The organism is Promicromonospora aerolata (genome assembly GCF_042682255.1).
GTDB classification, from domain to species: domain Bacteria; phylum Actinomycetota; class Actinomycetes; order Actinomycetales; family Cellulomonadaceae; genus Promicromonospora; species Promicromonospora aerolata.
In genome coordinates this window covers 3,040,765-3,056,733 of record NZ_JBHUHF010000001.1, presented here as the reverse complement: position 1 = coordinate 3,056,733, position 15,969 = coordinate 3,040,765, and the positions used below count along the sequence as shown (strand labels likewise).

General features: G+C 68.4%; 12 protein-coding genes. All 12 read left to right on the top strand.

Going from position 1 to position 15,969, the window contains the following annotated elements; all coding sequences use genetic code 11:
• The first annotated feature begins 17 nt into the window (after positions 1-17).
• The 12 genes from nusG to rpoB all read left to right on the top strand — a co-directional run bounded on the left by nusG (position 18) and on the right by rpoB (position 15,906).
• A complete protein-coding gene (gene nusG, locus ACFSL2_RS13695) occupies positions 18-839 on the top strand; it encodes a transcription termination/antitermination protein NusG (protein WP_377198388.1) in 822 nt (273 codons plus the stop codon).
• Between the two features lie 71 nt (positions 840-910).
• Positions 911-1,342: a 50S ribosomal protein L11 gene (gene rplK / locus ACFSL2_RS13690; protein WP_377198387.1), complete on the top strand. Its 432-nt coding sequence runs from the start codon at positions 911-913 to the stop codon at positions 1,340-1,342.
• Between the two features lie 106 nt (positions 1,343-1,448).
• Positions 1,449-2,165, top strand: coding sequence for a 50S ribosomal protein L1 (gene rplA, locus ACFSL2_RS13685; protein ID WP_377198386.1), 717 nt, complete (start codon positions 1,449-1,451; stop codon positions 2,163-2,165).
• A 272-nt stretch (positions 2,166-2,437) separates the two neighbouring features.
• Positions 2,438-3,070, top strand: a complete 633-nt coding sequence (locus ACFSL2_RS13680; protein ID WP_377198385.1) for an RNA polymerase sigma factor — start codon at positions 2,438-2,440, stop codon at positions 3,068-3,070.
• Positions 3,061-3,621 carry a hypothetical protein gene (locus tag ACFSL2_RS13675; RefSeq protein WP_377198384.1) on the top strand — a complete coding sequence of 187 codons (561 nt, stop codon included), beginning with the start codon at positions 3,061-3,063 and terminating at the stop codon, positions 3,619-3,621. The genes ACFSL2_RS13680 and ACFSL2_RS13675 overlap by 10 nt, the downstream gene beginning before the upstream one ends.
• A 96-nt stretch (positions 3,622-3,717) precedes the next feature.
• Entirely contained in the window at positions 3,718-5,175 is a 1,458-nt protein-coding gene (locus ACFSL2_RS13670; protein WP_377198383.1) for a S8 family peptidase, read from the top strand.
• 16 nt (positions 5,176-5,191) lie between these two features.
• Positions 5,192-7,804 carry a CHAT domain-containing protein gene (locus ACFSL2_RS13665; RefSeq protein ID WP_377198382.1) on the top strand — a complete coding sequence of 871 codons (2,613 nt, stop codon included), beginning with the start codon at positions 5,192-5,194 and terminating at the stop codon, positions 7,802-7,804.
• Between the two features lie 158 nt (positions 7,805-7,962).
• On the top strand, positions 7,963-10,560 hold the full coding sequence (locus tag ACFSL2_RS13660) for a CHAT domain-containing protein (RefSeq protein WP_377198381.1): 2,598 nt from the start codon (positions 7,963-7,965) through the stop codon (positions 10,558-10,560).
• A 443-nt stretch (positions 10,561-11,003) separates the two neighbouring features.
• Positions 11,004-11,534, top strand: coding sequence for a 50S ribosomal protein L10 (gene rplJ / locus ACFSL2_RS13655; protein ID WP_377198380.1), 531 nt, complete (start codon positions 11,004-11,006; stop codon positions 11,532-11,534).
• 81 nt (positions 11,535-11,615) lie between these two features.
• Complete coding sequence (gene rplL / locus ACFSL2_RS13650) at positions 11,616-12,002, top strand: 50S ribosomal protein L7/L12 (RefSeq protein ID WP_357465130.1); 387 nt, start codon at positions 11,616-11,618, stop codon at positions 12,000-12,002.
• 296 nt (positions 12,003-12,298) lie between these two features.
• Positions 12,299-14,146, top strand: a complete 1,848-nt coding sequence (locus tag ACFSL2_RS13645; protein ID WP_377198379.1) for a hypothetical protein — start codon at positions 12,299-12,301, stop codon at positions 14,144-14,146.
• The gene (gene rpoB, locus ACFSL2_RS13640; protein ID WP_377198378.1) at positions 14,101-15,906 is read left to right on the top strand and encodes a DNA-directed RNA polymerase subunit beta; all 1,806 of its coding nucleotides are present in this window, start codon (positions 14,101-14,103) and stop codon (positions 15,904-15,906) included. The genes ACFSL2_RS13645 and rpoB overlap by 46 nt, the downstream gene beginning before the upstream one ends.
• The last annotated feature ends 63 nt before the right edge of the window (positions 15,907-15,969 follow it).

Below are 15,969 nucleotides of genomic sequence, written 5' to 3'. Positions count from 1 at the left end.
GAAAGCAGGTTCGTTTCGTGTCCCAGGACTCTCTGGACCAGACGGAGAACGTCTCGCCGTCCGACGACTCCGATGCGGCCGTCGACGCGCCCCTGGACGCCGAGAACGCTGACGTGCCTGCGGACGTAGAGACTCCGGCCGACACCGAGGCCGAGACCACGGATGACACCGAGGCCGACGCCGACGAGGAGCGCACCGTCGACGCCGACGGCGACGTCATCGTGGACGAGGTCGAGGAGTTCAAGCGCACCCTCCGCTCCCAGCTGGGCGACTGGTACGTCATCCACTCGTACGCGGGCTACGAGAAGCGCGTGAAGACCAACCTCGAGAACCGCATCCAGAGCCTCAACATGGAGGACTACATCTTCCAGGTCGAGGTGCCGATGGAAGAGGTTGCCGAGATCAAGAACGCGCAGAAGAAGATCGTGAGCCGGGTCCGCATCCCGGGTTACGTCCTCGTGCGCATGGAGCTGACCGACGAGTCGTGGGGCGCCGTGCGGCACACGCCGGGCGTCACGGGCTTCGTCGGGCACACGCACCAGCCGGTGCCGCTGAGCTTCGACGAGATCTACTCGATGCTCGCCCCGTCGATGCTGCCGCAGCCGTCGCAGGCCGGTCAGCCGGCCGCCGCGGGCGGCGCGTCGACCGGTGGCAAGGCCCCGGTCCACGTGGACTTCGAGGTCGGCGAGTCGGTGACCGTGACCGACGGTCCGTTCGACACGCTGCCCGCCTCGATCTCCGAGATCAACGTCGAGGCCCAGAAGCTCAAGGTCCTCGTTTCCATCTTCGGCCGGGAGACCCCGGTCGAGCTGGGGTTCAACCAGGTCGCCAAGATCTGAGCCCGTTCCCCGGCATTGCAACCGGGTCATCGCCCACGGCGTCGGCCCAACCGAACAGAAGGTAGACAAGCATGCCCCCGAAGAAGAAGGTCTCCGGCCTCATCAAGCTGCAGATCCAGGCCGGCGCCGCGACGCCGGCTCCGCCGATCGGCCCCGCACTGGGTCAGCACGGCGTGAACATCATGGAGTTCTGCAAGGCGTACAACGCGGCGACCGAGTCGCAGCGCGGCAACGTCATCCCGGTCGAGATCACGGTGTACGAGGACCGCTCGTTCACCTTCATCACCAAGACCCCGCCGGCCGCCGAGCTGATCAAGAAGGCCGCCGGTGTGCCGAAGGGTTCGCCCACGCCGCACACGGTCAAGGTCGCCTCGATCACTAAGGACCAGGTCCGCGAGATCGCGACGACCAAGATGCCGGACCTCAACGCGAACGACCTCGAGGCCGCTTCGCTGATCATCGCGGGCACCGCCCGTTCGATGGGCATCACCGTCTCGGAGTGATTCCATCCGAGGCTTCGGCCTCGGACCGCACGAGGTGACCGGCGGACGTCGTCGGTCACCGCAGTGGCAGGGCCACAGGGCCCGCTACGACCACAAGGAGAGAAACATGGCAAAGCGCAGCAAGGCGTACCTCGCCGCCGCAGAGAAGATCGACACCGACTCGGTGTACGCACCGCTCGACGCGATCCGTCTCGCCAAGGAGACCGCCACCGTCAAGTACGACGCGACCGTCGAGGTCGCGTTCCGGCTGAGCGTCGACCCGCGCAAGGCGGACCAGATGGTCCGTGGCACGGTCAACCTGCCGAACGGCACGGGTAAGACCGCCAAGGTCATCGTGTTCGCCAACGCCGCCAAGGCGGAGGAGGCCCGCGCGGCCGGTGCCGACGAGGTCGGTGGCGACGAGCTCATCGAGAAGGTGGCCGCCGGCTACACCGACTTCGACTCGGCTGTCGCCACGCCCGACCTCATGGGCAAGGTCGGTCGTCTCGGTAAGGTCCTGGGCCCCCGCGGCCTCATGCCGAACCCCAAGACCGGCACCGTGACGATGGACGTGGCCAAGGCCGTCACCGACATCAAGGGCGGCAAGATCGAGTTCCGCGTCGACAAGCACGCGAACCTGCACTTCATCATCGGCAAGGCCTCCTTCTCGGAGACCCAGCTGCTGGAGAACTACGCGGCCGCGCTCGACGAGGTCCTGCGCCTCAAGCCGTCGTCCTCGAAGGGTCGCTACATCAGCAAGGCGACCATGACCACGACGATGGGCCCCGGCATCCCGCTGGACCAGAGCAAGACGACCAAGCTCCTGGAAGACGTCTCGGCCTGAACCGAGCGCTCCTGAGCGCGAGAAGGCCCGCATCCCTCACGGATGCGGGCCTTCTTGTTTCTTCTCAACACTATGTATCGAACCGGGCAGTAGCCCCTCTTGTCTGATGAGCGGCACCGTGCCGACGTGCATCGAGGAGGGGGGAGTGCCTGATGGGCACAGTCTTCTACCTCCCCGGATCCGCAGTCTCGGCCGTAGACTCGGCTGGTCCAAGTGGTCCCCGTCCGGTATCGGACAGGGCAACATCCGCCAGCAGAGAATCCCGTGGTGCAATGACAGGATCAAGGGAGGCCCTGCCCGACGTCGACGGGTCCGGGCTCACGCTCGGCGATCGCGCTGCGATCGCCCTGACCGAGTACCGCGAGGGTAACCACCAGGCACTCGGCGAACTGGTCCGCGAGGCGACGCCGCTGCTGTGGCACACGGTCCGCGCGCAGGGCGTCGAGCCCGACGCCGCGGAGGACGTGGTGCAGAGCACGTGGGTCGCCCTCGTGCGGCACGCCGATTCGATCGCCGAACCCAAGGCCGTGCTGAAGTGGCTCCTCGTCACGGCGAAGCGCGCTGCCTGGGAGGCCGTGCGCAAGCACCGGGACGACGAGAAGCGCCGCACCGAGCTCCCGGACGACAGCCCGGAGCACCCGACGGCCCTCCCCTCGAAGGACCCGCTGCCGGACGCCGAGGTGCTGCGCGACGAGCGCGATCGCATCCTGTGGATGTCGCTCCAGAAACTTCCCGGACGCTGCCAAGAGCTGCTGCGTCTGGTTTCGCTCGCCGACCGGCCGGACTACCGGTACATCTCGGCGGCGATCGGAATGCCGATGGGTTCCATCGGCTCGACTCGTGGGCGCTGCTTGGCAAAGCTGCGGACCATCCTCGACGAGCAGGGGGACTTCTCGTGGGCCTGACGCCGGAACCGAACAAGGACGAAGGTGCCGTGGGGGACCTCTCGTTCGACCCGAAGGGCCGGCTCGACGCCGACGACGGGGCAGTGCTGACCCGTCTTGCCCATCTTGTCGAGGCGGTTGACCCGGTGCCGAGCGACCTCGTGGAGCGCTCGCTCTTCGCGATCACGCTGGCCGGCCTGGAGGCCGACCTGATGGAGGCGGTCTACCTCGACGTGCCCCTCGCGGGCGTGCGCGGGGCTGCGGCGGCAGCACGTGCCGACGACACCGCCCCCGCCGAGGCGAAGACCATCACCTTCACGCACGACTCGCTGACCGTGATGATCAGCCTGTCCCCGTCCGCCGGTGGCCGGGTACGGATCGACGGCTGGGCCGCACCCGCGGCCGGGCTCGACGTGGAGCTGCACCGACCGGGAGTCGACGTCATCACCGTCGCCTCCGACGAGGACGGCCGGTTCTCGTTCGACTCCGTCGAGCGCGGGCGAGCAAGCCTGGTGGTGCGCCGGACCGACGGCGGTGGCGGCGCTGTGAGCACGCCGGTGATCGAACTCTGAACTTCTGACCTGTTGGATCTCTGACCTGGCCGAGGGGGCGCGGCGGGGGCAGCCGAGTGCGCCTATCGATGGAGAGGTACTGCTGTGAGTGAGCCCATGCCCGAGTCCGAGTTGCGCGTCCGTGACCATGCCGGAGGATGGCGGCCGGTCCGGGAGCTAGACCCGGCAGAGGCACCGTGTCGACGCGATGTCCGGCTGGCTCCTACGCGGTACGTCGCTGACCGGCTGATCGTGCGTGGCCTTCCGGGGGAGGACGACGAGACGCTGGCATTGATCCGCGAACAGTCAGCCGCCCGCGGGCTCGTCCTGGTCGAGGAAGAACTGGAGCTAGCCCCCATGCGCCGTGAGGTGCCTCGGCGTGGGGTCGTGCTGCACCTGACTCAGCCTGACGGGGATGCTGCCGATGTCTGGGACCTCCTTGACGAAGTTGCGGATCGCGCCGGAGACGAGGCTCGCAAGCGGGTCGGGCTGGACCACGTGCTGATGGGCCACCGTCCGAAGCCAGGTCTTGCAGTGCTCAGCGACCGAGAACCGTCTCATCACGTGGGCCCAGCGCCGCGCCGTGAGCTCGGGGCTGGCCCTGCGCCGTGGCTGTCAGCTGACGGCGCGCTACGTCCGGTTGTTGCTGTCGTGGACTCAGGTATCGGTGCGCACCCGTGGTTCGATGGATCACCTGTGGTCATCCGGGATGCGGAGGTCGATGGTCGCCCGATCGGCACGTACACGGAAGATGAGCCGGTGACCGGGCACGAGCCGCAGACGGAACTCGCACCATACTTCGGGCACGGTACGTTCATTGCGGGTGTGGTGCACCAGGTCTGCCCTGACGCTGCAATTCTCCCGGTGCGAGTTATGTCGACGGATGGCAGCGTTCGCGAGTGGGATCTCGCGCGTTCGTTGGAACGCCTACTCGAGTACCACCTGCGAGGCGTCGACGGCATGGAGGGTTATGCCCCGGTCGACGTGGTGGTGCTGGCGCTTGGCTTTCAGCCAGAACTCCTCGAGGATGACGACTACGAGGGGGTGCTTCGCGGAATCCTGCGCGATCTCCGTCGTCAGGGTGTCCTGGTCGTTGCGTCAGCCGGCAATGACGGCCGTGAACAGCCGGTGTTCCCGGCCGGATGGGCTCCGCACGTCCACAGGGTCGGCAACCGAGCGGAGCCGTTGGACCATGGCGATCTGCGTGCGGACTACACGCCACTCCTTGTTGTCACAGCGGCCAATCCGAACGGTACGCTTGCGGACTTCGCGAACGACGGGCCCTGGGTCACCTGCCTGCGCCCTGGTACAAACGTGCTGAGCACGATGCCGACGACCGCCGATGGAGCACTGCTGCCACAGGAAATCGGTGATGGCGGTCGTGAGTCAGTGGACCCCGACGACTACACAGGTGGGTTTGCTACCTGGAGTGGAACGTCGTTCGCGGCACCTGTACTTGCGGGAGAGCTCGCAAGGTCGCTGATGGGTGAGAGGATTCCCGGGCCGATTGATGGCCGCGTCGCAGCGGCATGGAGCGCTGTAAGGGATACGACGGGCCTGCCGATACCTGGCTGATGACGATGAGGTGACTGTGACGACGCGCGTCTCGCGAAGAGGCTGGGAGCAGCTTTATGAGCGGTTGGACGTCGCCCGTGATTTCAATGCACGGGCTCAGTGGTTGTCGTCGCAGAAGGAGCTAGAAAGCCTCCTCAATGACCTCCTCAATCTGGACCCTGACAAAGAAGGTCCGGACGGCAGGGCACTGTGGATCGAACTCATGGTGCGTACTTATGTAGGGCTGTCGAACCCAGTGCATGCGCTCACTGGGTCGCTTGAGGAAGCGTTGGAGCTCTGTGACGAGGCGGCGCGGTTCGCGCGCGAGGCCAGTGACGTAGCGGTACTCAAGTTGGTGGACGGCCAGCGCGGTGTGCTTTGCTCGCGTTCTGGCCAGTCAGGCAGAGCGCTCGCGAACCTTACGTCGGCGCTGCAGTCGCCAGGGCTGACCGATCGTCGGGACCTAGTGACGGTGTACCTCAACCGAGGGAGTGTGCACAGCGAGCTCGGGAACTTCCACGAGGCGCTGACTGACTACGAGACTGCTTACGACCAGGCAGTGGCACTTGGAAACCCGCGTGTCGTTTCCTGGGCGCTGCAAGGACTCGGCTACGCGAGGTACACCCTGGGCAACCTGCCCGGTGCATTGGAGTCGATGGAACAAGCTGTGGCCGCGGCTCCGGATTGGGATGACGGTATTCCGGAGCTGGGCCGGGCGGAAGTGCTCTTCGAAAGCGGGCTCCTGGATGACGCCGAGCAGTTGCTGTCCACGGCCGCCGAACGACTGGCGCGAGCTGCGCTCAGAAACGACCATGCCGAAGCGGAGTGGTTTCGTGCTCGTGCGCTGATGGGTCTTCATCGCTTCGACGAGGCCCGACTGCAGGCTGCCCAAGCACGCCGTCGATTCGAGCGTGGTGGTCAGCGCCCGATGGCCGCATTGGCGGGAGTCCTTGAACTCGAAGCGTCGCTCACTGAGGCTGCCCGGTCGTCGAGCGGCCCGACACCAGCATTGGCGCGGCGGCGGGCACAGCAATCGATGAATGCCGCCGAAGCTGGGGACGCGGCAGGACCGATGCTCGGGTATCACCCGGGACATGCCGCGCGGTTCGTCGCTGCACGCTGGCTGATCCTCGCAGGCGACCTGGATGCTGCCCGCGAGGTACTCGCTCAGGTTCCTCGTACGTTGACAAGCGCACCACTGACCATGCGAATCCAGCACTACACCGCGCAAGCAGAGCTGGCGTTCGCAACGGGCGACCGTGCTAGAGGGCTCCGAGCAGTGCGGTCCGGCTTGGGGCTGCTCGCCGACCACCGCAGCCGGCTGGGCTCTGTCGAGTCGGTCACGGCCGCAGCCGCGCATGGTGTCGGCCTGAACCGTGTCGATGTCGAGGCAGCTGTGCGTACAGGGCGCTCGACTGCACTATTTGATGCCTTGGAGCGTGGTCGTGCCACATTCGCCGGAACTGGCCGCGTTACTCCGCCAGATGATCCTGACGCAGCCGCACTCCTTACCGAGGCGCGCGGTCTGCTAGCAAGGGCCCGCGATGTCGGCGCGACCGGTTCGAAGGAGCGGGAGAAGCTCACGCGCCGTGCGCGCCGTATCCAGGACGAGGTGCGAGAAAGGTCTTGGCGGCATGTGGGGAATGCGGGTGCTGTTCAGCGACCGGTTTCGGCAGGGGAACTGCGGCGTGTCCTCAGTGAGCGAGGCGTCGACACTGCGGTCGTCGCGAACTTCCTGGTGATCAGCGGAGCTTTGTACTGCGTCCGGGTCGATGCCCGAGGGGCAACCACGGTTAGTCTCGGGGCGGCGGAGGACGTCACCGAACGGATTCGTCGTCTCAGCGCCGACTTCACCATGGCCGCCAACGACCTGATCCCAGCGCCTCTCCGCGCCGCCGCCCATGCGTCGCTGGAGCGCAACCTCAAGGTCCTCGACGACATCCTGCTCACCCCGCTCCGCGCCGCCGGTGACCTCTATGTCGTCGCCCGCGAGCCCTTGCTTCGCGTCCCCTGGACTGCCCTGCCCTCCCGCAGCGGCCTGCGCACCGCCGTCAACTCGTACGTAGCCCGCGGCCGCACCCACGCCCGCCCGAGCGGCAAGCGCCGGCTCCTCGCCGCCGCAGGCCCCGGCGTGAAGCACGGCACCGAAGAGGTCCACGCCGTCGGACGCCAGTGGGCAGGTGCAACCGTCCTGACGGGCGAGCACGCCGTCACCGAACACGTCCGCACGGCCCTAGCCACCCATGACGTCGTCCATCTAGCCACCCACGGCCAGCACGACGCCGACAACCCCCTCTTCGCGAGCATCGATCTCGCGGACGGTCCCTTGTTCGCCCACGAACTCGACGGGACACCGCTGCCCGGGTCGGTGGTCATCCTGTCGTCCTGCGAGGTCGGTGGTTCCACCCAGGTGCTCGGCGGTGAGGTCCTCGGCCTGACATCGGTACTCCTGCGCCTGGGCGCCCGCGCCGTCATCGCCTCGGTCGCCAAGCTCTCGGACGAGCTCGCTGCGCGCGTCATGCCCCGTCTGCACGCCCACCTGCGTGAGTCCGACGATCCGGAGGCGGCGCTCGCGGCGGCCCTCAAGGATGTGGCCGAACCGGTTCCGCTGGTCTGTTTCAGCTCGGTCGAGGGACTCGCCGTCGGCTGACGGCCGGAGGGACGAATCGCCGTCCGGTCAGTCATCTTCACCCGGCGCGAGCCCCTGACCTGCGGCGTCGTACAGGCCGGTGACAGGGCCCACCGCACCCCGCTAGCGTGTGCGGCCTGACGCTTGCGAGGGCGTGGAAAAGGGCAATCGGGGGCGAGATGTGGCCGGAACTTGAGGCCGAGCTGCTGGTCGCGCGGGAGCTCAACTCCCGGTCGCGGCCCGGCGACGCGCTGCCCCGGTTCCGGGACGTGCTCGACCGGCTCCGGATGATCGACCCGGGAAGTCTCGGCGCCGCGGACCACGAGCGGTGGGCCGAGGGCATGGTGCGTTCCCTGGCGGGAGAGGCGGTCGCCGTCCAGGCGGTCGAGGACGCGCTCGACAAGCCGCTCGCGCTCCTCGAGGACGCAGACGCTCGTGCGGTGACCGCGCCGTCGTCGTCCAGGTCGCGACTCGCCGCCGTCGTCGAGGGGACGCGCGGCCTCCTGCTCCAGCGTGCAGGCCGACAGACCGACGCCATGGCGGCTTTCGATCGTGTGCTCGCTGATCCCGCACTGCTGCCCGAACGGGATCTCGCAGCAGCACTGCTCAACCGCGGCGCGACGGCCATCGAGCTCGGCCGGCTGGATGCGGCGCTCCGCGACTTCGAGGCCTGCCACGAGCGGGCGAACAGAGCCGACCTCACCGGCGTGGCGGCTCTCGCGCTCCAGAACACCGGCTTCGTGCGGTACGCGCTCGGCGACATCCCCGGCGCGTTGCAGGCCATGGGCGCCGCCCGCGCCGTCGACCCCGAGCGGTCCGACGGCGTGCTCGACATCGGCCGCGGCGCCGTGCTCTACGAGGCCGGCCTGCTCGAGGATGCCGAGCGCGTCCTGACCCAGGCGATCTCACGCATGGTCGTTCCCGGCCGGGCCCAGTACCGAGCCGATGCCGAGTACTTCCGCGCGCGCTGCCTCATGGCGCTGCACCGGTGGGACGAGGCCCGCACCGGCGCAGCCTTCGCCCGGCGGTACTACGCCGGCGTCGGCCACCCGCAGCGGGCAGCGGTTGCGCACGTCGCGGAGCTGGAGGCCATCCTCCTGCCGGTCCGACGTGGCGAGGCGCCCGTGCCGCACGATGCCCGCCACCGCGCCGAGCAGGCCCTCGAAGCGGTGCAGGCCGGCGACGAGGTGGACCCTCTCCTCGGTCAGCACCCAGGTCTGACTGCCCGGTTCGTCGCCGCGCAGTGGTACCTCCTGGCCGACGACGTCGCTGCGGCCCGCGCCGTGCTCGACGACCTGCCGGACGGCATGGCCGACGCGCCCTTGAGCACCCGGATCCAGCGACAGTCGGTGCTCGCGCACATCGCCTTCGCCTCAGGGGACCGGGACACGGGCATCGCCGCCGTGCGCCAGGGTCTCGGGCTGCTCGCCGACCATCGCGTCGGTCTCGGCTCGGTGGAGTCCGTGACCGCCGCCGCCGTCCACGGCGTCGACCTGCAACGCACCGACGTCGAGGCCGCCGCACGCACCGGACGGCCCGACGCGCTGTTCGAGGCCCTCGAACGGGGGAGGGCCACCTTCGCGGGGGTGGGCGGAGCCGCCGCGCCCGACGATCCCGCCGTGCGCGCGCTCGTCACCGAGGCCCGGGGGCTCGTCGTCCGGGCACGCATGCTCACGAGCCAGGAGGCCGCGCCCGAGCGCGCCTACCTGTTCGACCGCTCCGGCAGGCTCCTGGCGGCCGCCCGCGAACAGGCCTGGCACCGCACGGGCGACGACGACGCCGCCATCGAAGAGCGCCCCGCCACCGTGGCGGACGTCCGCGACCTGCTGTCCGGCCGCGACGACGGTGCGGTGGTCGCCAACTTCCTGGTGCTCGACGGCGTCCTGCGCTGTGTGCGCCTGGACGCGCACGGCACCCGCCTGGTGGACCTTGGCCCGGGGGCCGACGTCGCCGAGCGGGTGCTGCGCGCCCGGGCCGACCTCGGGGTGTGCGCCAACGATCTCGTACCCCCGGCACTGCGCGACGTCGCCCGCCGCTCGCTGACCCGCAACCTCCATGCGCTCGACCGGCTGCTCGCCCTGCCCCTGGAGGCAGAGGGTCCCCTGTACGTCGTGGGCAGGGAGCCGCTGGTCGGCGTGCCGTGGACCGCGCTGCCGTCCCGGCAGGGCAAGCGCACCACCATGCGTTCGTACGTGGCGCGCGGACGCGCATACCCGAGGCCGGGGGAGGGGCACCGGCTTCTCGCTGCCCACGGCCCAGGGGTGACCCTCGGCGCCAGCGAGGTGCGGGCGGTCGGCAAGATGTGGCCCGGCGCCACGGTCCTCACCGGTGCGGCCGCCACCACGACGGCGGTGCGCGAGGCGCTCGCGACGCACGACATCGTGCACCTCGCGACCCATGGCCGGCACGACGCCGACAACCCCCTCTTCGCCTCCGTCGACCTGGCCGACGGACCGCTGTTCGCGCACGAGCTCGACGGCAGCCGGCTGCCGGGATCGGTCGTGATCCTGTCGGCATGCGAGGTCGGCGGCTCCTCCCAGGTGGTCGGCGGCGAGGTCCTGGGCCTGACTGCGGTCCTCCTGCGCCTCGGCGCCCGCGCGGTCGTCGCGGCCGTCGCCCCGCTGTCCGACGCCGTCGCCGCGCGCGTGATGCCACGGTTCCACGCCCACCTGCGCGCCACCGACGACCCGGAGGCGGCGCTGGCGGCGGCGCTCGCGGACGAGCCCGAGCCGGCACCGCTGGTGTGCTTCGGCTCCCTTGAGGGCCTGCCCCGCTGACAGCGCCCCGCTGGCCCGCGTCGCCCGCGTAGGCTCCGTCGAACGTAGGACCAGTCGCCGCAAGGGCGCTGTTGAGGCGACCGACCCTACGTTCGGCTGCGTCGGAGCGACCGACCCTACGTTCGGCTGGTCAGGGCGACGGAGCCTACGTTCGGCGGGGTGTGGCGGGTGCCACCGCTCGTCGGTACGGCACCATCCCGGGGATCGTGTAATCTACTCAGGTAACCCAAGACCGCCGGTTGTTGGACGCTGCCCTCTCGTAGAGCAGCAGAAGACCGAAGTCCCGCTGAGAGCGGGGGCCTGCGTAGGTGACGAAACTCCGGTGCGGCTCTGCCGCACATGAAGAGCTCCGTGCGCCTGCGCCGGGGCTCTTTCTCATTTTCCGGGGCCCGCCCGGGGCGTACGCCTCAGGGAACGGTGGTACCACCACCGGAAGGACTGCCATGGCGACGCCGGAGAAGGCAGCCGCTGTCGCGGAGCTCGCGGACAAGTTCCGTGACTCCAGCGCAGCTGTGCTGACCGAGTACCGCGGGCTCACCGTTGCGCAGCTCAAGGAGCTGCGTCGGTCGCTCAGCGGCAACGCAACCTACGCCGTGGTGAAGAACACGCTCACGGAGATCGCGGCCAAGGAGGCCGGTGTCGAGGGTCTCGACGCCAACCTCAAGGGCCCGTCCGCCATCGCATTCGTGACCGGTGACCCGGTCGAGGCTGCGAAGGGACTGCGTGACTTCGCCAAGGCGAACCCCGCTCTGGTCATCAAGGGGGGCGTGCTCGACGGCGCCTCCATGACGGCCGCAGAGATCACGAAGCTCGCGGACCTCGAGTCCCGCGAGGTTCTGCTGGCCAAGGCGGCCGGCGCCATGAAGGCGAAGATCAGCCAGGCTGCTTTCGCCTTCAACGCCAAGCCGACCCAGGTCGCCCGCGTCATCGATGCCCTGCGTCAGAAGCAGGAATCGGAGGGTGCTGCCGCCTGATCGGGTGGCAGCACAGCAACAAACCCCCTGCTTCTGGCGGGCTGACCGGCCCGCGAAGCGATTACCGAAAGGAACGCCAACATGGCGAAGCTCAGCACCGAAGAGCTCCTGTCCACCTTCGAGGAGCTCACCCTTCTCGAGCTCTCGGAGTTCGTCAAGGCCTTCGAGGAGAAGTTCGACGTCACCGCTGCGGCCCCGGCCGCCGTGGCCGTTGCCGGCCCCGCCGGTGGCGCCCCCGCCGAGGCCGCTGAGGAGAAGACGGAGTTCGACGTCATCCTCGAGGCTGCCGGTGACAAGAAGATCCAGGTCATCAAGGAGGTGCGCGCGCTCACGTCCCTCGGTCTCAAGGAGGCCAAGGACCTGGTCGACGGTGCACCGAAGCCGGTTCTCGAGGCTGCCGACAAGGACGCCGCCGAGAAGGCCAAGGCTGCTCTCGAGGGCGCCGGCGCCACGGTCACCCTCAAGTGATCTGACGGCTCTACCGCCTTCGGGCTGGTGACGGCGGCCCGGGCTCGTCCCGGGCGCCGTCTGCCGACTGCAGAGGCTCGCACCCCTCGGGGTGCGGGCCTCTCGTGTTGCCCCAGGTCAGCGCAGCGCTGCGCCAGTGCGGATACGCAACGATCCGAAGAGTATTGCGTTCTCGACGTGCAGGGACTAGGGCGACTGGACATACTTAAGGGAGATAGGTATGCTAGCGCTTTGCGCCCGCGTGTGCCCTCGACGCCTCCCCCTGCTTCCCGAAAGTCCTGGTTGCATCCCCGCTTGTGGGATGCCCTCCGGCGACCGGTGAAGTCCGGCAGAGCTTCCTGCAGCACCGCAGAGCGTACAGCGTTCACTCGAACTGCAGGGAAGGACCCCTCTTGGCTGCCTCGCGCACCCCTTCAGCTCCGTCCGCCGAAGCCATTGCGAACCGTACCGCTTCCCGTCGCGTTTCTTTCGCAAAGATCTATGAGCCTCTCGAGGTCCCCGACCTGCTTGGGCTTCAGACCGAGAGCTTCGACTGGCTTCTTGGTAACCCAGCCTGGCAGGCCCGGGTAGAAACTGCCAAGGCGGCTGGCCGTAATGATGTCCCGGAAACCTCGGGCCTCGAGGAGATCTTCGAGGAGATCTCCCCGATCGAGGACTTCGGCTCCTCGATGTCCCTCTCCTTCTCGAACCACCGCTTCGAGCCGCCGAAGTACACGGCGGACGAGTGCAAGGAGAAGGACTTCACCTACGCGGCCCCGCTGTTCGTCACCGCGGAGTTCGTCAACTACACCACCGGCGAGATCAAGAGCCAGACCGTCTTCATGGGTGACTTCCCGCTCATGACGGCTCGTGGCACCTTCATCATCAACGGCACCGAGCGCGTCGTCGTCTCCCAGCTGGTGCGTTCCCCGGGCGTCTACTTCGAGCGCACCCCGGACAAGACCAGCGACAAGGACGTCTTCTCCGCGAAGATCATCCCGTCGCGCGGTGCCTGGCTGGAGTTCGAGATCGACAAGCGCGACGCCGTCGGCGTCCGCGTCGACCGCAAGCGCAAGCAGTCCGTCACCGTGCTGCTCAAGGCTCTCGGCATGAGCGAGGCGGAGATCCGCGAGGAGTTCGCCGAGTTCCCGTCGGTGCTCGACACCCTCGAGAAGGACCACGTCCACACCGAGGACGAGGCCCTGGTCGACCTGTACCGCAAGATCCGCCCGGGTGAGCCGCCGACGGTCGAGGCCGGTCGCGCGCTGCTCGAGAACTTCTACTTCAACCCGAAGCGGTACGACCTCGCGAAGGTCGGCCGGTACAAGGCGAACAAGAAGCTCGGTGTCGACGCGGAGCTGGCGGAGTCCACGCTGTCGCTGACCGACGTCGTGGCTACGATCAAGTACCTCGCGGCGCTGCACGCCGACAAGCAGGCCCTGTCGGGCATGCGCAACGGCCAGCAGGTCGAGGTGCGCGTCGAGGTCGACGACATCGACCACTTCGGCAACCGTCGTATCCGCGCCGTGGGTGAGCTCATCCAGAACCAGGTGCGCACGGGTCTGTCCCGCATGGAGCGCGTCGTTCGCGAGCGCATGACCACGCAGGACGTCGAGGCCATCACGCCGCAGACGCTGATCAACATCCGTCCGGTCGTCGCGTCGATCCGTGAGTTCTTCGGCACCTCGCAGCTGTCGCAGTTCATGGACCAGAACAACCCGCTCGCCGGCCTGACGCACAAGCGCCGGCTGAACGCGCTGGGCCCGGGTGGTCTGTCCCGTGACCGCGCCGGCATGGAGGTCCGTGACGTCCACCCGTCGCACTACGGCCGCATGTGCCCGATCGAGACCCCTGAGGGTCCGAACATCGGTCTGATCGGTTCGCTCGCGTCGTTCGGTCGCATCAACCCGTTCGGCTTCATCGAGACGCCGTACCGCAAGGTCGAGAACGGCAAGGTCACCGACAACATCGAGTACCTGACGGCCGATGACGAGGATCGCTACATCATCGCGCAGGCGAACACGCCGCTGCTCGCGGACGGCACGTTCGTCCTCGACCGCGTGCTCGTCCGCACCAAGGGTGGCGAGACCAACGACATCCGGGTGCCGAGGTCGACTACATGGACATCTCGCCGCGCCAGATGGTGTCGGTCGCGACTGCCCTGATCCCGTTCCTCGAGCACGACGACGCGAACCGCGCCCTCATGGGTGCGAACATGCAGCGCCAGGCCGTGCCGCTGGTCCGGTCCGAGGCCCCCGTGGTCGGTACCGGCATGGAGCGCCGTGCGGCGGTCGACGCCGGCGACGTCATCGTGGCGACCAAGCCCGGTGTGGTCACCGAGGTCTCGGCCGACCTGGTGCTCGTGGCGAACGACGACGGCACGACGGGTTCGTACCGCGTGCACAAGTTCGTGCGCTCGAACCAGGGCACCAGCTACAACCAGCGCGTGCTGGTCGACGAGGGTGCGCGGGTCGAGAACGGCTCCGTGCTCGCGGACGGCCCGGCCACGGACGAGGGCGAGCTCGCGCTCGGCCGCAACCTGCTGGTCGCGTTCATGTCGTGGGAGGGCCACAACTACGAGGACGCGATCATCCTGTCGCAGCGCCTCGTGGAGGACGACGTCCTCTCCTCGATCCACATCGAGGAGCACGAGGTCGACGCGCGCGACACCAAGCTGGGCCCCGAGGAGATCACGCGGGACATCCCGAACGTCTCCGAGGAGGTCCTCGCGGACCTCGACGAGCGCGGCGTGATCCGCATCGGTGCCGAGGTCGGCGCGGGCGACATCCTGGTCGGCAAGGTCACCCCCAAGGGTGAGACCGAGCTGACCCCGGAGGAGCGCCTGCTGCGCGCGATCTTCGGCGAGAAGGCGCGCGAGGTGCGCGACACCTCGCTCAAGGTTCCCCACGGCGAGCAGGGCACGGTCATCGCGGTGCGCGAGTTCAACCGGGAGGACGGCGACGAGCTGCCCGCCGGCGTGAACCAGCTGGTGCGCGTCTACATCGCGCAGCGCCGCAAGATCACGGTCGGTGACAAGCTGGCCGGCCGCCACGGCAACAAGGGCGTCATCTCGAAGATCCTCCCGCAGGAGGACATGCCGTTCCTCGAGGACGGCACGCCGGTCGACGTCATCCTGAACCCGCTGGGTGTGCCGGGCCGCATGAACGTGGGCCAGGTGCTGGAGACCCACCTCGGGTGGATCGCCAAGCAGGGCTGGGACGTCTCGCTGGCGGAGGACAAGGGCGGGGAGTGGCTGGAGAGCGTCCCCGAGGTCGCGCACACGAGCGAGCCGGGCCGCCCTGTGGCCACGCCGGTCTTCGACGGTCTGGAGGAGGTCGCGCTCCGCGGTCTTTTCGGTGCGACCCTGCCCAACCGTGACGGCGAGCGGATGGTCAACCCGGACGGCAAGGCGCACCTCTTCGACGGCCGCTCCGGCGAGCCGTTCCCGGAGGCCGTCTCCACCGGCTACATGTACATCCTGAAGCTGCACCACCTGGTCGACGACAAGATCCACGCGCGCTCGACCGGTCCGTACTCGATGATCACGCAGCAGCCGCTGGGTGGTAAGGCGCAGTTCGGTGGTCAGCGGTTCGGTGAGATGGAGGTCTGGGCACTCGAGGCGTACGGCGCCGCGTACACGCTCCAGGAGCTCCTCACCATCAAGTCCGACGACGTCCCGGGCCGTGTCAAGGTCTACGAGGCGATCGTCAAGGGCGAGAACATCCCCGACTCGGGGATCCCTGAGTCCTTCAAGGTGCTCCTGAAGGAGATGCAGTCGCTGTGCCTGAACGTCGAGGTGCTCTCGAGCGACGGTGTCTCCATCGAGATGAAGGAGTCCGACGACGAGGTGTACCGCGCCGCTGAGGAGCTCGGTATCGACCTCTCGCGGCGGCCCAACGCCGCCTCCAGCGTCGACGAGATCTGACACTGGTCCGCGCCCGGTCACCGGGCGCGGACCTGGACACCACGAGGGTTTTCGAGAACTTCA